The sequence below is a fragment of the Massilia sp. TWP1-3-3 genome, assembly GCF_049897805.1.
GTDB lineage: Bacteria > Pseudomonadota > Gammaproteobacteria > Burkholderiales > Burkholderiaceae_D > Telluria_A.
In genome coordinates, this window is sequence record NZ_JAFCWX010000029.1 from 21,524 (window position 1) to 40,498 (window position 18,975).

An 18,975-nucleotide genomic window follows, 5' to 3' on the forward strand; every position below is an offset into this window, starting at 1 on the left:
TGGGGCGCGTCCCTATGTATATAGAGTTGGCCCGTTGCAATAAGTTCAAAGTATTTTGTTTTTATCTGAAAATTTATTGTCCCGCCTGGCAATCCATCTTATCGACACGGCAATTTTGCGAAATTGTCCAGCAGCTACACTGTCAGGCAAGATTGGCACGACTGTGATGACGCCGCTGGTGTTGTCGCGAAGCAGCAAAATCAGCAAGGATGGCCAGACCGTGGAACCCGGCAGCAGCAGCAAAGGTTCGCCAAACGCCCGTGCGGCTCCCAGACTCTGTTTTACCGAAAGGCGAATCTCTCCGGGTCCAGAAATGTCAATCTGGCGCGCATTCGCGCTTTCCAGCGCGCAGCGCCAAGCCAGCAGCGCGACCCCCGCGCACGACAACGCCAGCGGCGCCGGCTCCGCGCAGAGCGCCGGCTGCGCGAACACCAGCAGCAAGGCCGCCGCACCCGCCGCCGCGCCCCAGGCAACAAGCGCCAGGCGCAGCAAGCGCGACGGGTGAATGACGGCTGATAGCGCAATCGACATAGACAGGTGGGAATGGCAGGCGCAAGGAAACCAGGTGAACGGGCGAAAGCCGCCCGCACAAAGCAAAACGCCCACTTCCTTGGACAGGAAATGGGCACCTCGGGTTCAAGCTGTTACAGGACTTTTACAATGCAGCGCCCTTACTTGCCACGCTTACGCCTTGCCGAAGACCAGGGTTCCGTTGGTTCCGCCGAAGCCAAAGGAATTTTTCACCGCAATGTCGATCTTCATGGCACGCGCCGTGTTGGCGCAGAAATCAAGATCACAGTTGGCGTCCTGGTTGAACAGATTGATGGTGGGCGGCGAGACTTGGTGATGCATCGCCAGCACCGTGAACACCGCTTCCAGGCCGCCGGCGCCGCCCAACAGGTGGCCCGTCATCGATTTGGTCGAATTGACCACCAGCTTGTAGGCATGGTCGCCAAAGGTCTTTTTCAAGCCTTGCACTTCGGCTACGTCGCCCTGCGGCGTGGAGGTGCCATGGGCGTTGACGTAGTCGACCTGGTCGGCGTTGACGCCGGCGTTGGACAGCGCCGACACCATGCAGCGCGACGCCCCGGCGCCATCTTCGACGGGCGAGGTCATGTGATAGGCGTCGGCGCTCATGCCAAAGCCAAGCAGCTCGGCATAGATTGTCGCGCCGCGCGCCTTGGCATGCTCGTACTCTTCCAGCACCATCACGCCGGCGCCTTCGCCGAGCACAAAACCGTCGCGGTCGCGGTCCCATGGCCGCGAGGCCGTGGCCGGATCGTCATTGCGCGCCGACAGCGCGCGCGCCGAGGCGAAACCGCCCAGGCCCAGCGGCGAAATGGTCGCTTCGGCGCCGCCGGCGATCATCACGTCGGCGTCGCCGTATTCGATCAGACGCCCGGCCGCGCCAATGCTGTGCAAGCCGGTGGTGCAGGCGGTGACGATGGCCAGATTCGGGCCGCGCATGCCGTACTTGATCGAGAGGTTTCCCGAGATCATGTTGATGATCGACGCCGGCACGAAGAATGGCGAAATACGGCGCGGGCCGCGCTTGGCGTATTCGTCCTTGGTATCTTCAATCAGCGGCAAGCCGCCAATGCCCGAACCGATGATGACGCCGATGCGGTCGGCGTTTTCCTCGGTCACCGTCAGGCCGCAATCCTGCCAGGCCTGGATGCCTGCCGCCATGCCGAAATGGATGAAGGTATCCATGTGGCGCGCTTCCTTGGCAGGCAGGTATTGCTCGACATCGAAACCCTTGACCTCGCCCGCGATCCGGGTCGAGAACGGCGTCGCGTCGAATTTGGTGATCGTGGCAATGCCCGACTTGCCGGCCAGCGCTGCGCTCCACGACTCGGCAATGGTATTGCCGATCGGTGATACGCAGCCCAGGCCAGTGATAACAACACGACGGTTGCGTGAACGGCTCAAGCGATTCTCCCGGAAACTATAAAACTCAGGCCTTGACGTGCGCCGTGGCGTAGTCGATTGCCTGCTTTACGGTGGTGATTTTTTCCGCTTGTTCGTCAGGGATTTCCATTTCGAATTCATCTTCCAGCGCCATCACCAGCTCGACCGTGTCGAGGGAATCGGCACCGAGGTCGTCCACGAACGAGGATTCGATTTTGATGTCCACTTCAGCAACGCCCAGTTGCTCAGCGACGATTTTTTTAACGCGTTGTTCGATATCCGACATGTTATGGCTCCATTGTGTGTGTTACGGAAAGTGCGCGCATTTTATCAGGTTTGCGCGCTGAAAAACTAATTTCAACGTCTACTGTAAAAACCACCGAAACTGCTGCTAAATCAATCTATTTGACCGCATTTTGGTTTTGCGTCGCGCACCAAAGCGTGAGCATTGGTGCACCGGATATTAACTCATATACATGCCGCCATTCACGTGCAAGGTCGTGCCCGTGATGTAGGCAGCTTGCGGACCGGCCAGGAAGGCAACCGCGTGCGCGATGTCTTCGGGTGCGCCCAGGCGTGCCAGGGGAATCTGGGTCAGCAAGGCGGCGTGCTGCTCGGCGCTGAGCGCTTTGGTCATGTCGGTGTCGATAAAGCCCGGTGCAATGCAGTTGACGGTGATATTGCGGCTGCCGATCTCGCGCGCCAGCGCGCGGCTCATGCCCGCCACGCCCGCCTTGGCGGCCGCATAATTCATTTGGCCGGCGTTGCCGGCCGAGCCGACCACCGACGTGATGTTAATGATACGCCCTTGCCGTGCTTTCATCATCCCGCGCAAGACGGCGCGCGACAAGCGGCCCACCGCCGTCAGGTTGGTCGCAATCACGCTGTCCCACTCGTCGTCCTTCATGCGCATGGCCAATTGGTCGGCCGTGATGCCGGCATTATTGACCAGGATAGACAGGCTGCCAAAGCGCTTCTGGACGTCGTCAATGACGGCGGCGCAGCCGGCGCTGTCGGTCACGTTCAGTACCACGCCCTTGCCGCCGAATTCGTCGAGGTAGGCAGAAATGGCGCTCGCGCCCGCTTCGGTGGTGGCCGTGCCGACCACCTTGGCGCCCTGGCGCGCCAGTTCGAGGGCAATCGCCTTGCCGATCCCGCGTGAAGCGCCCGTCACCAGTGCAACTTGTTTTTCCAAATTCATTACGGTTCCTGCTTTCTATATTTAAACGTTGGTGTTCAGCGCAGCGAGCACCCGCTCCAGCGAAGCCTGGTCGACCAGCGCCTCGCCCGCCAAGCGCGCATCGATGCGCTTGGCCATGCCGATCAATACCTTGCTCGGCGCGCTTTCAATGACCAGCGTGGTGCCGTCGGCGGCCAGCTTTTGCATCGTTTCCACCCAGCGCACCGGGCCGGCCGCCTGGCGCACCAGCGCATCCTTGATCAGCGCCGGGTCGCTCAATACCGCCACGTCCACGTTGTTGATCAAGGCGATCCGGGGCGCGCCGAAGTGCAGGTCCTGCAGGTAGGCGCGCAAGCGATCAGAGGCAGGTTTCAGCAGCGACGAATGAAACGGCGCCGACACCGACAGCCGCATGGCGCGCTTGGCGCCGCGCGCCTTGGCCAGTTCGCAGGCGCGGTCGAGCGCCGCATTGTGGCCGGCAATGACGATCTGGACCGGCTCATTGAAGTTGACCGCTTCCACCACGCTGCCGGGCGCGAGCGCGGCAGCTTCGCGGCAGACGGCGCGCACCTCGTCGGCCGCCAGGCCGAGAATGACGGCCATGCCGCCCTGCCCGACCGGCACCGCTTCCTGCATGGCTTGCGCGCGAAAGCGCACCAGCGGCACCGCATCCTTGAAGGCAATCACGCCGGCGGCAACCAGCGCCGCGTATTCGCCCACGCTGTGGCCGGCAACGACACTGGGCGGAGGGCCACCGGCGGCGATCCACGCGCGGTACACCGCGACCGCGGCCGTCAGCATCACGGGCTGGGTATTGGTGGTCAGGTCCAGGTCTTCCTTGGGACCTTGGGCAATCATTTTGCCCAGGTCCATGCCGAGCGCCTCGTTGGCTTCGGCAATCGTGTGCGCCACGACGGCGTTGCCGGCAAAGCCATTCAACATGCCGATGGCCTGCGAACCCTGGCCTGGAAATACGAATGCAAAATTATTCATGCGAGTTGCTCTCCTGTTTTTATTGGTTAGAACTCTTTACCTAAATAGGGTACTGCCTCGGGGTTTGCATCGGGTTCGGCATTACATGCGCGCCAGCACCGCGCCCCACGTAAAGCCGCCGCCCACGCCTTCCATCATCACGTTGTCGCCCTTCTTGACGCGGCCGTCGCGCACTGCAATGTCGAGCGCGAGTGGAATTGATGCCGCCGAGGTATTGCCATGCTGGTCGACGGTGACGACCATTTTTTCCATCGGCAAGCCGAGTTTTTTGGCCGTGCTTTTCATGATGCGGAGATTGGCCTGGTGGGGAATGAGCCAGTCGATGTCGGACGGCAGCATGGCCGCATGCGCCAGCGCTTCGTGCGCCACCTGCTCGAGCACCGAGACGGCCAGCTTGAACACGGCGGGGCCATCCATAAACAGGAAACCGCTGCCGGCCAGCGCGCCGCCGGCCAGGTTGGCCGGGACCGACAGGATGTCCGCGTGGCGCCCGTCGGCGTGCAACTTGGTGGCCAAAATGCCCGGCTCGCTCGAAGCGGTCATGACGATCGCGCCGGCGCCGTCGCCAAACAGCACGCAGGTGGTGCGGTCCTGGAAATTAAGAATGCGCGAAAACACTTCGGCGCCGACCACCAGCACGTTTTTGTGCGCGCCCGACTTGATAAAGGCGTCGGCCACCGAGACGGCGTAGACAAAGCCGCTGCACACGGCTTGCACGTCGAAAGCGGCGCTATTGTTGTGCATGCCGAGCTTGCGCTGCACGATGCACGCCGTACTGGGGAAACTTCCATAGAAATCCGGGGTCGAACTGGCGACGATGACGAGATCGATCTGATCGGTTTCCAGGTCGGCCATTTCCAGCGCCTTGCGCGCCGCGTTGGCGGCCAGGTCCGACGACAATTCCCCGTCAGCCGCGTAGTGGCGCGCTGAAATGCCGCTGCGCGAGACGATCCACTCATCCGACGTTTCAATGCCCTGCGCCGCCAGTTGCGCCGTCAGGTCTTCGTTGCTCACCCGTCGCTGCGGCAGGTAACTGCCGGTGCCGATAATTTTGCTATACAAAGTCATTGCTTGCCGTCCTGCTAAGTTGTTGAGCCTGTCGCTTCCGCCTCAGGCGCGCGTGGCATCAGTTCGGCAATTTTCTCCGAAAGATGCTCCTGCAAATGATAGTTCGCTGCATCGAAGGAGCGTTTGATCGCCCATTCGTAGGAATAGGCATCGGCCCCGCCATGACTCTTGAACACCAGGCCGCGCAAGCCGAGCAAGGCGCCGCCGTTATAGCGCGATGGATTGATGACGTTGCCAAAGTTTTTCAGCGCGCCGCGCGCAATCAGGGCGCCCAGCATGGTCAGCGGGTTGCGCCGAAATTCCGCCGTGAGCACGGTCTTGATCATGCGGCCGAGCCCTTCGGCCGCCTTGAGCGTGACGTTGCCCACGAAACCGTCGCAAACGACGATGTCGACCGTGCCTTTGAAGATATCGTTGCCTTCGACATTGCCGACAAAATTGAGGGCGCCGCGCTGCTGGTCCGCGCGCAACAGTTTCGACGTTTCCTTGACCAGTTCATTACCCTTGATTTCTTCGGTGCCCACGTTGAGCAAACCGATGGTCGGGCGTTCGATGCGTTCCATCGCGGACACCAACACCGACCCCATGATGGCGAACTGGTGCAGGTGATGGGGCTCGCAATCGACGTTCGCGCCCAGGTCCAGCATATAGGTCGGGCCACCCTTTTGATTGGGCAAAATCGAGCAGATGGCGGGACGGTCGACGCCGGCCATGGTTTTGAGCACGTAACGCGAGATCGCCATCAAGGCGCCCGTATTGCCGGCCGAAACGCAGGCATGCGCCTTGCCGTCCTTGACCAACTCGATCGCCACGCGCATCGAAGAATCTTTTTTGCGGCGCAAGGCCACTTCAATCGGGTCGTCCATCTCGACCACTTCGGAGGCGTGCACGATCGACAGGCGCGGGTGGTTCTCGGCCTTGCATTTTTTCAGTTCGGCGCGCACGACGTCTTCGAGGCCAACCAGGATCAGCTCGGCGCCGGGCTCGTGCTTGGCGAAGGAAATGGCTGCGGGAATGGTAACCGAGGGGCCGTGATCGCCGCCCATGCAGTCGATGGAAATTTTAATTGTCATTTGTTGGGTTCGTACCGCAGCCGGACAGGCCAAGGCGGCAGTATGCGCTCTGTAAGTGGGCGAATGCCAGCCAGAGTCTGCGTAAATCGAAATGACGGTGTGCAAAAATCGTTTGCAGCCGAAGAAACGGAAAAAGCGGCGCCACGCAGAAAAATACGTTGCACCGCTTTCATCTTACTCAGTAATAAGACGTCGATTACTCGTCGTTCTTAGTCTTGAGAACTTTACGGCCACGGTAGAAGCCGTTCGGGCTGATGTGGTGACGCAGATGCGTTTCACCGGTGGTTGGCTCGATACCCAGTTGCGGCGCGACCAGGAAGTCGTGCGAGCGGTGCATACCGCGCTTGGATGGGGACTTCTTATTTTGCTGAACTGCCATGATGACTCCTAATACATAAGTTCTAAAATTCTAACACAATCGACCAGCAAATACATGCGAATCGAGTATCCCAGCGGCAATAAACCTTATTGCCGACACGTTTAACGCCGTCTTACATTGCACTGCAACTTGCCATACTCGATTACGACACGCGTTTGACACGTTCCTTACTTACTGCAAATTCGGTATTACTCCGCCTTCAAGTCCTTGAGGCTGGCGAACGGCGACGGCTTCTCGCTTTTCAGCTCGTCCAGCAGCTTGGTCTCGGGACAGACATCATGCTTGGGCACTTGCGGCAAGGCCAGCAGCGCCTCATCTTCGACCAGGTCGCGAATATCGCATGAACGGCTGCCGACGATCACGTCGATGCTTTCATCGTCCAGCGCCTCTTCGATTTCATCGGCGTGCTGGTCGTCCTTGCCGAGCATGAGCGCGGTGGACGAATCCATCTCAAAAGCATACGGAGTCAGGCAACGCTGGCACATCAGCTGGACAGTGCCGGAGACCGACAGCGTCAATTGCGGATAGCCCTGCTTGCTGGTTGCGCCATTCACAGCCCAGGTAACTTCACCCGAGTGGTCCGCACAATCCTTGTTCAACCGGCTCATTTCAGCGACAGGCGTGATGCCCTCGCGATGGCCGTTGCTTCGACAAAACTCAAAAGCGTCGATGACAAAAGCACTCATTACAGAAATTTTCCCCGGAAAACCTGCGATAATAGCAGGCTTACCGCTGTGCAGTCAAAGACTTACGGTGTTTTTCCTGCTGAAGGCCGCAATGATACCAACTTATTCCCCTCCGCGTCTGATTCTTGCATCAAGTTCCGTTTACCGGCGCGAGCTGCTCGAACGGCTGCGCCTGCCCTTCGACGTGATGGTGCCCGATATCGATGAAAACGCCATGCCCGGCGAAGCGCCGGAAGCCACCGCCCTGCGCCTGGCGCGCTGCAAGGCGCAGGCGGTGGCGGCGCGCGCCCCCGGCAGTGTGGTCATCGGTTCGGACCAGGTTGCCACGCTGGACGGCGCGCAAATCGGCAAGCCGGGCAACCACGCCAACGCCCTGGCCCAGTTGCAAACCATGCGCGGGCGGCGCGTGGTGTTTCATACCGCGCTATGCGTGTGGGACGACCGCGCTGCCACCCTCACCGGCGGCGCGCAACTGGAAAACGTGCAGACCTTCGTCACCTTCCGCGACCTGCCCGACGCCGAGCTCGACGCTTACCTGCGCCTGGAACAACCATACGACTGCGCCGGCAGCGCCAAGAATGAAGGCTTGGGCATAGCCATCCTGGAACGCATTGACAGCACCGACCCGACCGCCCTGACCGGCTTGCCGCTGATCGCCTTGAGCGGCATGCTGCGCAAGGCCGGCTTTACCTTTTTCAACTAAAGACCCGATGACCGGCACCCTCTACCTGATTCCCAACACCTTGGGCGCGACCGACGCCCTGTCGCATGTCATTCCCGAGCACGTGCAGGCGATTACCGCGCGGCTGGACTACTTTGTCGCCGAAAACGCCAAGACCGCACGGGGCTTTCTGAAATTGATTGCCGTCGGCCATCCGCTGGCCAGGCCACTGCAAGAAATCGAGATTGCCGAACTGAACGTCAATACACCGGCCACTGCGCTGGCGGGCTTGCTGGCGCCGCTGCTGGCGGGACGCGACGCGGGCCTGGTCTCGGAAGCGGGCGTGCCGGCGGTCGCCGATCCGGGCGCCGACCTGGTGCGCCTGGCGCATCAGCACGGCATTATCGTCAAGCCGCTGGTGGGGCCCTCGTCGCTGCTGCTGGCCGTCATGGCGAGCGGGCTGAACGGGCAAAGCTTCGCCTTCAATGGATATTTGCCGACCGACGCCGCCCTGCGCATCAAGCGCATCAAGGAACTGGAAAACCGTTCGCGGAGCGAAAAACAGACCCAGTTGCTGATTGAAACGCCCTACCGCAACGCCGCCATGCTCGACGCGCTGGTGCTTGGCTGCCAGCAAAGCACGCTGATCTGCGTGGCAACCGATTTGAGCTTGCCGACGGAAGCGATCCGCACGCTGAGCGGTGCCAAATGGAAAGCCTTGCTCGCCAGCGGCAACGCACCCGACTTCCACAAAAAACCCACCGTCTTCCTGCTGCTCGCCCAGTAAAATCCACCACGGGGTCAGTTCCCCCATTGCGACACGAGCTCATCTGCGGGCTGATGAGCTCGTGTCGCAATGGGGGAACTGACCCCGGGTGAGGTGTTGCGCTAGCAAGATGGGGCAAGTTGGGGCGTGCTATCCTTCGGCTCGTTCAGCCATTCACGTTTCTTTTACAGGAAAGCGGCATGCTTCGACCCAACTCCCCTGCCCCGGTTAAATTGCCAACCCTTACGTACGTGAAGCCGCAACTCGGGCGCGACTATTGGGTCGCCGACGATTTCCTGCCTGACGCGGTCGAGGTTTCGCAACGCTGCTACGCCCGGACCGACTGGCAGCTCGGCGCGCCCTACCGGCCCGAGCCGTGGCCAGGCAAGCGCTGCCCGGATGCGCTCACGCCCGATCAAATTGCATACGTGGAAACGTGGGTCAAGCAAGTGACTGGCGCCAAGCGGCTGTGGCAAGAAGCCACGCCCGAGGGCAGCACGCTAAACCATAACCATGTGCAACTGGTGGGCATGGCCGACTCCGGCCCGCGCCCGCATACCGACTCGCGCAAGCTGTGCCGCTACGCCTGCGTGATCTACCTCACGCCCGACCCGGACCCGAGCTGCGGTACCTCGTTCTATCGCTTGCGCTACCCGAACGGCACGCTGAGCGGCAACACGTGCAGCCCGCCGCACGCCAATCTGCGCGAAGCGCTGGGCGTCAAGGGCTTGCCGCCCGAGGCGTGGCAGGAAGAGCTGCGGATCGACAACCGGTTCAATCGGATCTTGCTGTACCGGGGCAACCTGGTGCATTCGGCGAGCGGCTATTTCGGCTTTGACGATGCCGACAAACGCATGACGGCGGTGTTTTTCTGGATGGCGTAAGGCCCAGGTCCGGCCTGTTTACGCCACCAATTCATTGACCCAGCTAAACGCCTCAAGTTCAATCTCGCGTACTTCCTTGACCGTCACGCCGAGCGCCTTGAGCGACTTACTCAGCTGCGAGCCGCGCTTCGGATTTTCAAGCAACTCCACGATCTTGAGCATCTCGCCCAGCACGCCTTCGCGCTCGAGCAGCGCGGTGCGCACCTCGGGCGCGACGGCCACCGTGTCGAGCACGTCGGCCATCGACATGGAAAACAGCGCATCCATCAGCGACATGATGCCCACCGTAAACGCAGCGGCGGCCCCGGCGCGCTGCTCGGCCGGCAGCTTGCGCGCCATCAACTCCATCAGCTTGCCGCGCGTGGTGGCCATTTGCAGTAGTGGCGAAGTGAGTTCGACTGCGGTACCCGGCGTGGCGTAGAGCAAAATTTGCAGCCAGCGCTGCAGCTGGTCGCGCCCCAACACCAGCAGCGCTTCGGCCAGCGAATTGATGTGCCGGCGCGCACCCGCAGCCGGCGTGTTGACCAGCCGCAGCAAATTAAGGCTGATGAGAGGATCGCGCTTGATCGACATTTCAAGGTCGCCATCGTCGGCATCGGAATTGATCAGCTGCAGCAAATTGAGGATGACCAGCTCGGAGGGCGCGATCTTCTTGCCGCTCAGAATGGCTGGACGGGCAAAATAATAGCCCTGGAAATATTCGAATCCCAGCGCCATGCACATTTCGTATTCTTCGACCGTTTCGACTTTTTCGGCCAGCAGCTTTTTGCCAGGCAAGGTGAAGGTCTTGACGAGCGCCGCGAGGTTGGCCGCCGGCACCGCCTGAACGTCGATCTTGACCACGTCGACCAGGCCGATCAGCTTGCTGGTGTCGTCCGATTCGGCAATCACGTCGTCGAGCGCGAACTTGAAGCCGAACGCACGCAGCTCGGTCACGCGGGCGATCACTTCGGGCGTGGCGCGCACGGTTTCCAGGATTTCAAGGATGACTTTGTCGTGCGGCAGGAAGCGCACGAAGTCGCTCATCAACACGATTTCATCGACGTTCACGAAAGCCAGGCGTTCGCCCACCACGCGCTGCATGCCCAATTGCGAGGCATGCGAAATGACGGCGGCCGTGGCCGCCGCGTGATCGACGACGTTGGCCTCGGGCGCGTCGGCGCTTCGAAACAGCAATTCGAACGCCACCAGGCGCTGGTTGCGCCCCAGAATTGGTTGCCGAGCAAGAAAAAAATCATCCGTCGGCAGCACGACGTCGCTGACTGCTTCACTGAGCATGAAAATATCCGTAAGCTAATGCAGCGCCAGGGGCGGCGCATTTTAATGCAATATTTATAACTATACTACGGACCATGGTTCAAGGTCGACGCGGTCCGGTTTTTCCCGGACCGGTTTTCCCCGAACCCGTGGGGCGCGGACCGTTCGGGCGCCCGGCCCGGGCCGGCGCCGCAGCGCGCGGCCGGACTGCGTCCGCCCCGGCCGCACCCGGCGTGCCAGCCGGTGCTTGCCCGGGCAGGCGCAAGCTGCCCGTGCCGGCCGTCGGGCTGCCGCGGCGAGCATTGCCAACCGGCACGCGAGGGGCGCCGCTGGCGCTGCGCGACGTGGTCGAGCCCGTCACCTGGGCACCCTTTTCAATGACGAAGGTAGCGCCCGCATCCTTGCCCAGCACCTGGACCAGGTAAGGCATTACCTGGCGCAGCATGGGCTCGAGCGTAAATGGCGGATTGAAAATAAACATGCCGCTGGTGTGCAAGCCGAAGCCGTCCGGGCCCGGCGTGGTGACGGTCAGCGTGACGTTGAGCCATTCCTTGGCCGGCAAGCGCTTGAGCTTGTCGGCAAACCCGCGCGACTCCATGCGCTGCAGTACCGGATACCAGATTGCATAAATTCCAGACGGAAAACGCACCAGCGCATCGTCGATCGCGTCGCGCACTTTGCGGTAATCCTGCTTGTCCTCGTACGGCGGGTCGATCAGCACCAGGGCGCGCCGCGAGGGCGGCGGCAGCAAGGTCTTGAGAGCATGAAAACCATCGCCCCGCTCGACCAGCACACGCTTGCCGCGGGTGATCGGACGAATACCGTTTTCCGCCTGGTGCAATTCAACCTTGCGGAAATTGTCAGCCAGGATCTTGGCGTCGGCGGGGTGCAGTTCGAACAGGCGCAGCCGGTCATGCTCGCGCATGGCCTTGTCGGCGCAGTAAGGGGAGCCTGGGTAATAGCGCATCTTGCCGCTGGGATTGAGTCCCTTGACGAGGTCCACGTATTCCTTCAAGCCTTTCGGCAAGTCGGTGCGTTCCCACAAGGGGCCGATGCCGGTCTCGTACTCCGCGTTTTTCGAGGCATAGCCGCCATCGAGCGCGTACACGCCGGCGCCCGAGTGGGTGTCGATATAGGTGTAAGCAGTGTCTTTCTGATTCATGTATTCATGCAACTGGATCTGCACGAAATGCTTCAAGACGTCGGCGTGATTACCCGCGTGAAAGGCGTGGCGGTAGCTCAACATAAGATAATTCCAATGAAAAAGGTGTTAACAACGTATTGCACCATTATCCACTAATCCGCGCCGCCACGAAAAAAAGCCGCAGCACAATTTCCGTGCTGCGGCGGCGCGCCAATCCAGCCCGGCGTGCGCTAACGGGTCAGGCGACCTTCTTTTCGTCGAAGAATTGGGCGTCTTCGGTCGAGCCGTGCAGGGCCGTGGTCGAACTTTGGTGTTGCTGGATGGTCTGGGTGACAGTGTCGAAATAGCCAGTGCCCACTTCGCGCTGGTGCTTGACGGCAGTGAAGCCGCGCTGGGCTGCGGCAAATTCGGCCTCCTGCAACTCGACAAAGGCCGGCATGCCGCGCCGCGCATAGCCGTGCGCCAGGTTGAACATGCCATAATTGAGCGCGTGGAAGCCGGCCAGCGTGATGAACTGGAACTTGTATCCCATGGCGCCCAGTTCCTTCTGGAATTTGGCGATCGTGGCGTCGTCCAGGTTTTTCTTCCAGTTAAAGGATGGCGAGCAGTTGTAGGCCAGCATTTTGCCGGGGAACCTGGCATGCACGGCCTGGGCGAACTGCTTGGCGTAAGCCAGGTCGGGCTTGCCCGTTTCGCACCAGACCAGGTCGGCGAAAGGGGCATACGCCAGCGCGCGCGCGATGGCTTGCTCGATTCCGGGGCGCACCTTGTAGAAACCCTCGACCGTCCGCTCGCCCGTACAGAACGCGCGGTCATTGGCATCGATGTCGGAGGTGAGCAAGTCGGCCGCATCGGCATCGGTGCGCGCGATGACCAGCGTGGACACGCCCATCACATCGGCCGCCAGGCGCGCTGCCGTCAGTTTTTCAACGGCTTCGCGCGTGGGCACCAGTACCTTGCCGCCCATGTGGCCGCATTTCTTGACCGATGCCAGCTGATCCTCGAAGTGCACCCCGGCCGCACCCGCATCGATCATGGACTTCATCAGTTCGTAGGCATTGAGCACGCCGCCGAAACCGGCTTCCGCATCGGCCACGATGGGAACAAAATAATCAATGTCATCTTTTCCTTCGGACCACTGAATCTGGTCGGCGCGCTGGAAGGTGTTGTTGATGCGTTTTACCACCTGCGGGACTGAATTGGCCGGATACAAGGATTGGTCGGGGTACATTTCGCCAGCCGCATTGGCGTCGCCGGCCACTTGCCAGCCAGACAAATACACGGCCTTGAGCCCCGCCTTGACCTGCTGCATGGCCTGGTTGCCGGACATGGCGCCCAGCGCGTTGACGTAGTGGTCGCGGCTCAGCAAGTCCCACAGCTTGAGCGCACCGCGCCGGGCCAGCGTGTGCTCGATGGGGAGCGAACCGCGCAGGCGCACGACGTCGGCGGCGGTGTAATTGCGCACGATGCCGGTCCAGCGGGGATTGCTGTCCCAGTCCTCTTGCAATAGTGCTGCTTGCTGTTCGCGCGTTGCCATGGTGTTCTCCTGATTGAGTAGCTAAATGAGCAGTGGTATCCCTTATCCAAATGATAGGCCCAATTGCGCAGCGCAACAATACTCTTATATAAGACACATAACCAATTAAAAACACATAAAAATCAGACGCTTGCCGCCAACATTTCGCGATGCGAAACAAAATTTCTTTAAATGGAAAAGCGTGAGCACCCAGCGCGCCAGCCAGTTTTCACAATGTGAAATGAGACTTTCGCCTGATGAAAAGCTCAGTCAGCCACGCGCGTGCCGGATCGGTCCGCGCCGCGCGCACAAATTGGCCGCAGTCACCGTTACGCCAGCTTTTGCTGCGCCACCAGCACCCCGTCGGCGTCGGCATAGATCCAGTCGCCGGGACTGACCGGCACGCCGCTGATGAGCACGCGAATGTTGCGCTCGCCCGCACCCTTTTTCGCGCTTTTTTGCGGATGCACGCCCAGCGCGCGTACGCCGATATCGCAGGCATTGATTTCATCGCTGTCGCGCACGCAACCGTCGACCACGATGCCGGCCCAGCCATTGTCCTGGGCCAGCAGCGCCAGTTGACCGCCCACCAGCGCGCGCCGCAGGCTGGCGCCGCCATCAATGACGAGCACGTTGCCGTTGCCAGGCCCTTCCAGCGTGGAACGCACCAGCGCGTTGTCTTCAAACACCTTGAGGGTGCTCACGCGCCCGTAGAACTTGGCGTGCCGCCCCAGGTGCCGGAACAGCGGGGGCAAGACCGACAGGCGGCCATCTTCAAGCAGTTGGGGATGGTCGTCGCACAGATCGGTGGTGGCAAAGGTCATGGGTGGCTCGCGGCAGATGGCATGGATGAATGATTGTCAGGCTGGCGCCAATTTTAAGCCCAATGAACAAGGCTTGCACGAGCACGGCCGTCTTTGCAAATGAGATATTTCCTTCAAGCACTTATCCCGTATAGTGAGCACCTATCTTTACAGGGAGTCCGTGGTGTACATTCTGATTGCTCATGCGGCCTTGCCGCTGCCGCGCGCGTGGAAACGGCTCAAGGAAGAGATGGTCGGCAATCGGACCGGAAAGAGGGGCGGCGCAAGCCAGCGCGCATGGTGAACTGGCTGCGTTCCCTGTTCATGCCTGCGCCGCGCTTGCAGCTGGCGCCGGACGCCCTGCCCGTTCCGTGGAGCGCAGGCCGCATGGCGGTGCATGACCGCATTTGCACCAGCGAAACGCAAAGCGACGGCAGTCTGCGCAACCCCAGTTTTCCCCTGTTCGGCGAACGAGCGCCCGGCGCCACGGCGTGGGACGGCGCCACCGACTACAGCGCCAACGACCACCGAAGCGCGCCGGCACGTGCCCAAGCACACGCGGTGAATACGGCCTTGCACCGCGCCGCCGGCCACCATGCCGCGCCTCACTTGGACACGCTGTACCAGGCCTTGTTGTCCGCCCCAGACGAAATGCTCGCCGGCGACGTGCTTACACGGCTGGACAAAACCGGCGCCGACCCCGCGCGCATGGCGCTGCTGGCGCGCTGGCTGGCGCGCAAGGCGCCCGACGCGATGCCTGTCAAGATCGCCATTGCCGTGCTGGGCCGCTACGGCAACGCCAGCGACGCCGACCTGCTGATGACACTCGGCCTGCACGAAGCGTTCACCCAGCTGTGTGCAATTGCCCTGTGCCAGCTGCTCGGCCCCGAGCAATCGCAAACAGCCATGTGGAACCTGGCCCGGCGTGTGCGCGGCTGGGGCCGCATTCACGTGGTGCGCAAGCTGGCCGGCACGCAGTGTCCCGAAATCCAGCAATGGCTGCTGCGCGACGGCTACAAGAATACGCGCATGAGCGCCAGCCTGGCTTACCTGTGCGCCACCGGCGGGAACTTGCTGGAAGCACTAAAGGCGCCGGCCCCCGACGAGCGGCTGCTGCTTGGCGCGGGCGAGATCCTTCAAATCCTGTGCGAGGGGCGTGAGGGACCGGACAAGACCATGGCCGATTACGCCGACGGCGCCGCGGCCACCCTGGCCTACCTGCACTGCGTGCAGCGCCAGCGGCCGCAACAGTTACAGGTGGCGGCGACGGTGCGCGCCATCGCCGCCATGGACAGCGATGGCTGGGACGACGCGCAGCTGCGCCACGTCAGGCACCTGGCCGGGCAAGTGCTGGCCATGGACGATTGGCCGGCGCTGGTGCGCGACAAGCTGCGCTCGGGCACCGACGACCAGTTTGAACTGGCCGCGCAGCTGGCGCCCGACTTCCGTGTCGATCCGTGGGATTTTCACTTCGCCAAGCAGCAACGGCGCGAACGCAGCCAGTGGTTCGGCCTGACCAGCACGACCGACCCGGCCCGGGTCGAGCGCTATGTAGCGCTGGCCCTGGAGCAGCTCGACCTGGCGGCCGAGCAGGGTCCGCACGACGCCGAAACGCGCTCGGCCATCAACTGGCTGGCGATCGGCCTGCGCAAATTTTCCGGCAAAGGCTGGCCCATCCTGCGCGCGGCGCTCAGCGGCGACGACCGGGCGAACAAGAGCAACGCGGTCGACACCTTGGCGCGCTGGCGCAGTGTCCACTGGCACGCGCAAGCTGAAGACGTCCTTGAGCGCGCCTGGTGCTCGGAAGCGCAAGGCGAACTCAAGCAGCAGATGGAAGCTTTACTGGAAAAGACTGCGGGCGCGCGGACCCGCAGCGGCGCCTGAACGCCGCGCCGCGCCGCACCTTGCGTCACGCCTTGTCGAGATCGACGGCGCCCGCCTCGCCAAACACCAGTCCGCTAGGACCGACGCCGACGGAAATCGTATCCTTCGGCCCGAAGCGGCCCGACAGAATCAGTTTGGACAGCGGATTTTCAATCTGCTGCTGGATCGCGCGCTTGAGCGGACGCGCGCCATACACCGGATCGTAACCCGCCTCGGCGATTTTTTGCAGCGCTTCCTGCGACACGGCGAGCGTCATTTCCATCTTGGCCAGGCGCTGTTCCAGGTGCTTCAACTGGATCTTGGCAATGGCGCCGATGTTCTTCTCGTCGAGCGCATGGAACACCACAATCTCGTCGATGCGGTTGATGAACTCGGGCCGGAAATGGGCGCGCACCTCGGCCATCACGGCCAGCTTGACCACGCCCGGATCGTCGCTTTCCATCGCCTGGATCCGGTGCGAGCCCAGATTGGACGTCATCACGATCACCGTGTTCTTGAAGTCCACGGTGCGCCCCTGGCCATCCGTCATGCGCCCGTCGTCGAGCACCTGCAGCAGCACGTTGAATACGTCCGCGTGCGCCTTTTCGACTTCATCGAGCAAAATCACGCTGTAGGGCTTGCGCCGCACCGCCTCGGTCAGGTAGCCGCCTTCGTCGTAGCCGACGTACCCGGGCGGCGCGCCGATCAGCCGCGCCACCGAATGCTTTTCCATGAATTCGCTCATGTCGATCCGGATCATCGATTCCTCGGTGTCGAACAGGAAGCCGGCCAGCGCCTTGCACAACTCGGTCTTGCCCACGCCCGTGGGCCCGAGGAACATGAACGAGCCGTACGGCCGGTTAGGGTCGGCCAGACCCGCGCGCGAACGGCGGATGGCGTCGGCCACCGCTTCGATCGCCTCGTCCTGGCCGACCACGCGTTCATGCAGCTTTTCCTCGATGTGCAGCAGCTTGTCGCGCTCGCCCTGCATCATGCGCGAGACGGGAATGCCGGTCGCGCGCGAGACGACTTCGGCGATCTCCTCGGCGCCCACCTGGGTGCGCAGCAGCTTGGGCTTGGCTCCGGCGTCGGCCGCCTGGCGCGCCGTGTCGTCTTCGGCGTGCTTCAACTGCGCCTCGAGTTCGGGCAGCTTGCCGTACTGGAGCTCCGACACCTTTTGCCAGTTGCTGCTGCGCGTGGCCTCGTCCATCTGGTGGCGGATGCGCTCGATTTCTTCCTTGATGTGCGTGGTCCCCTGCACCATCGCCTTTTCGGCCTTGAGGATTTCTTCAAAGTCGTTGTACTCGCGTTCCAGGCGCGCGATCTCCTCGTCGATCAGGTCCAAGCGCCGGCGCGACGCTTCATCTTTTTCCTTCTTGACGGCTTCCTTTTCGATTTTCAGCTGGATGATGCGCCGTTCCAGCTTGTCCATTACTTCGGGCTTGGAGTCGATCTCGATCTTGATCTTCGAGGCCGCCTCGTCGATCAGGTCGATCGCCTTGTCCGGCAGGAAGCGGTCCGTGATGTAGCGGTGCGACAGTTCGGCTGCGGCGATGATGGCCGCGTCCGTGATTTCGACCTTGTGATGCAGCTCGTACTTGTCCTGCAGCCCGCGCAGGATGGCAATGGTCGCCTCCACGCTCGGCTCGTCGACAATGATCTTCTGGAAGCGGCGCTCGAGCGCGGCATCCTTCTCGATGTATTTGCGGTATTCGTCGAGCGTGGTCGCGCCGACGCAGTGCAGTTCGCCGCGCGCCAGGGCCGGCTTGAGCATATTGCCCGCATCCATGGCGCCATCGGCCTTGCCCGCGCCGACCATGGTGTGCATCTCGTCGATGAAGACGATGGTCTGGCCCTCGTCCTGCGCCAGCTCCTTGAGCACGGATTTGAGGCGCTCTTCGAATTCACCGCGGTACTTGGCGCCCGCCACCAGCGCGGCCATGTCGAGCGAGAGCACGCGCTTGCCCTTGAGCGACTCGGGCACTTCACCGTTGACGATGCGCTGCGCCAGCCCCTCGACGATGGCGGTCTTGCCCACGCCCGGCTCGCCGATCAGCACCGGGTTGTTCTTGGTGCGCCGCTGCAGCACCTGGATCGCGCGCCGGATTTCATCGTCGCGCCCGATCACGGGATCGAGCTTGCCCTGGCGCGCGCGCTCGGTCAGGTCGAGCGTGTATTTTTTGAGCGACTCGCGCTGGCCTTCGGCGTCGGCCGACTGCACGCCGGCCCCGCCGCGCACCGCGTCGATGGCAGCTTCCAGCGACTTGCGCGCCAAGCCCTGTTCGCGCGCCAGCTTGCCCGCGTCGGACTTGTCGTCGGTGAGCGCGAGCAGGATCATTTCGCTGGAGATGAACTGGTCGCCCCGTTTTTGCGCTTCCTTGTCGGCAAGGTTGAGCATGCCCAGCAGCTCCCGGCTGATCTGCGTTTCGCCGCCGTTGCCCGACACTTTCGGCAAACGCTCAAGCGAACTCTTGAGCGCGGTGCTCAAGCCGCCCACGTTCACGCCGGAGCGCTGCAGCAACGAGCGGGCGCCGCCGTCATCCTGGTTCAGCAAGGCGGTGAGCAAGTGCACGGGCTCGATGTATTGATTGTCGTTTCCTACCGCCAGACTCTGCGAATCGGAAAGCGCTTCCTGCAGCTTGGTGGTCATCTTGTCTTGACGCATGGTCTAGCTCCCTGAAAAGGTATGTATATGTTGAAAACGAGATTGGGACGTATGGACACATTTCAAGTCGCCAGAAAATTTTCCACAATGAAAAGCAATGGTGATATCGTTGCGCGATTCCACATC

18 protein-coding genes are annotated in these 18,975 nt (G+C 61.8%); 4 read left to right on the plus strand and 14 right to left on the minus strand.

What is annotated here, in order from left to right; all coding sequences use genetic code 11:
- Positions 1-45: 45 nt before the first annotated feature.
- The 9 genes from ACP7D4_RS22355 to ACP7D4_RS22395 form a co-directional block, all read right to left on the minus strand.
- Entirely contained in the window at positions 46-531 is a 486-nt protein-coding gene (locus ACP7D4_RS22355) for a flagellar hook-length control protein (RefSeq protein ID WP_426211395.1), read from the minus strand.
- A 153-nt stretch (positions 532-684) separates the two neighbouring features.
- The gene (fabF, locus tag ACP7D4_RS22360) at positions 685-1,932 is read right to left on the minus strand and encodes a beta-ketoacyl-ACP synthase II (RefSeq protein WP_426107105.1); all 1,248 of its coding nucleotides are present in this window, start codon (positions 1,930-1,932) and stop codon (positions 685-687) included.
- 25 nt (positions 1,933-1,957) lie between these two features.
- Positions 1,958-2,197 carry an acyl carrier protein gene (gene acpP, locus ACP7D4_RS22365; protein ID WP_018059410.1) on the minus strand — a complete coding sequence of 80 codons (240 nt, stop codon included), beginning with the start codon at positions 2,195-2,197 and terminating at the stop codon, positions 1,958-1,960.
- Between the two features lie 177 nt (positions 2,198-2,374).
- Entirely contained in the window at positions 2,375-3,112 is a 738-nt protein-coding gene (gene fabG / locus ACP7D4_RS22370; RefSeq protein WP_426107104.1) for a 3-oxoacyl-ACP reductase FabG, read from the minus strand.
- A 21-nt stretch (positions 3,113-3,133) separates the two neighbouring features.
- Complete coding sequence (gene fabD / locus ACP7D4_RS22375; RefSeq protein ID WP_426211396.1) at positions 3,134-4,084, minus strand: ACP S-malonyltransferase; 951 nt, start codon at positions 4,082-4,084, stop codon at positions 3,134-3,136.
- Positions 4,085-4,165: 81 nt separating this feature from the next.
- Positions 4,166-5,152 (minus strand): beta-ketoacyl-ACP synthase III, encoded by a 987-nt coding sequence (locus tag ACP7D4_RS22380; RefSeq protein WP_426211397.1) that lies wholly within the window; start codon positions 5,150-5,152, stop codon positions 4,166-4,168.
- Between the two features lie 14 nt (positions 5,153-5,166).
- Positions 5,167-6,225, minus strand: coding sequence for a phosphate acyltransferase PlsX (plsX, locus tag ACP7D4_RS22385; RefSeq protein WP_426107100.1), 1,059 nt, complete (start codon positions 6,223-6,225; stop codon positions 5,167-5,169).
- Between the two features lie 196 nt (positions 6,226-6,421).
- The gene (rpmF, locus tag ACP7D4_RS22390) at positions 6,422-6,604 is read right to left on the minus strand and encodes a 50S ribosomal protein L32 (protein WP_008449924.1); all 183 of its coding nucleotides are present in this window, start codon (positions 6,602-6,604) and stop codon (positions 6,422-6,424) included.
- 188 nt (positions 6,605-6,792) lie between these two features.
- Positions 6,793-7,290: a YceD family protein gene (locus ACP7D4_RS22395; protein ID WP_426107098.1), complete on the minus strand. Its 498-nt coding sequence runs from the start codon at positions 7,288-7,290 to the stop codon at positions 6,793-6,795.
- A gap of 91 nt (positions 7,291-7,381) precedes the next feature.
- Here ACP7D4_RS22395 and ACP7D4_RS22400 point away from each other — a divergent pair, with 91 nt between their 5' ends.
- The 3 genes from ACP7D4_RS22400 (at position 7,382) to ACP7D4_RS22410 (ending at position 9,601) form a co-directional block, all read left to right on the plus strand.
- Positions 7,382-7,993, plus strand: a complete 612-nt coding sequence (locus ACP7D4_RS22400; RefSeq protein WP_426107097.1) for a Maf-like protein — start codon at positions 7,382-7,384, stop codon at positions 7,991-7,993.
- Between the two features lie 7 nt (positions 7,994-8,000).
- Positions 8,001-8,738, plus strand: coding sequence for an SAM-dependent methyltransferase (locus tag ACP7D4_RS22405; protein WP_426211398.1), 738 nt, complete (start codon positions 8,001-8,003; stop codon positions 8,736-8,738).
- A 179-nt stretch (positions 8,739-8,917) separates the two neighbouring features.
- Positions 8,918-9,601, plus strand: coding sequence for a DUF6445 family protein (locus ACP7D4_RS22410; RefSeq protein WP_426211400.1), 684 nt, complete (start codon positions 8,918-8,920; stop codon positions 9,599-9,601).
- Positions 9,602-9,619: 18 nt separating this feature from the next.
- On the opposite strand, the gene ACP7D4_RS22415 is transcribed toward ACP7D4_RS22410, so the two are convergent.
- From ACP7D4_RS22415 to rraA, 4 genes are all read right to left on the minus strand, one after another.
- Positions 9,620-10,879 carry an EAL and HDOD domain-containing protein gene (locus ACP7D4_RS22415; protein ID WP_426107092.1) on the minus strand — a complete coding sequence of 420 codons (1,260 nt, stop codon included), beginning with the start codon at positions 10,877-10,879 and terminating at the stop codon, positions 9,620-9,622.
- A gap of 79 nt (positions 10,880-10,958) precedes the next feature.
- Positions 10,959-12,104, minus strand: a complete 1,146-nt coding sequence (locus tag ACP7D4_RS22420) for a 23S rRNA (adenine(2030)-N(6))-methyltransferase RlmJ (protein WP_426211402.1) — start codon at positions 12,102-12,104, stop codon at positions 10,959-10,961.
- A gap of 136 nt (positions 12,105-12,240) precedes the next feature.
- Positions 12,241-13,539: an isocitrate lyase gene (aceA, locus tag ACP7D4_RS22425; RefSeq protein ID WP_426211404.1), complete on the minus strand. Its 1,299-nt coding sequence runs from the start codon at positions 13,537-13,539 to the stop codon at positions 12,241-12,243.
- 308 nt (positions 13,540-13,847) lie between these two features.
- On the minus strand, positions 13,848-14,342 hold the full coding sequence (rraA, locus tag ACP7D4_RS22430; RefSeq protein ID WP_426107089.1) for a ribonuclease E activity regulator RraA: 495 nt from the start codon (positions 14,340-14,342) through the stop codon (positions 13,848-13,850).
- A gap of 276 nt (positions 14,343-14,618) precedes the next feature.
- On the opposite strand from rraA, the gene ACP7D4_RS22435 reads away from it, so the two are divergent.
- On the plus strand, positions 14,619-16,205 hold the full coding sequence (locus ACP7D4_RS22435; protein ID WP_426211405.1) for a hypothetical protein: 1,587 nt from the start codon (positions 14,619-14,621) through the stop codon (positions 16,203-16,205).
- Positions 16,206-16,230: 25 nt separating this feature from the next.
- On the opposite strand, the gene clpB is transcribed toward ACP7D4_RS22435, so the two are convergent.
- On the minus strand, positions 16,231-18,849 hold the full coding sequence (gene clpB / locus ACP7D4_RS22440) for an ATP-dependent chaperone ClpB (RefSeq protein ID WP_426211407.1): 2,619 nt from the start codon (positions 18,847-18,849) through the stop codon (positions 16,231-16,233).
- Between the last annotated feature and the right edge of the window lie 126 nt (positions 18,850-18,975).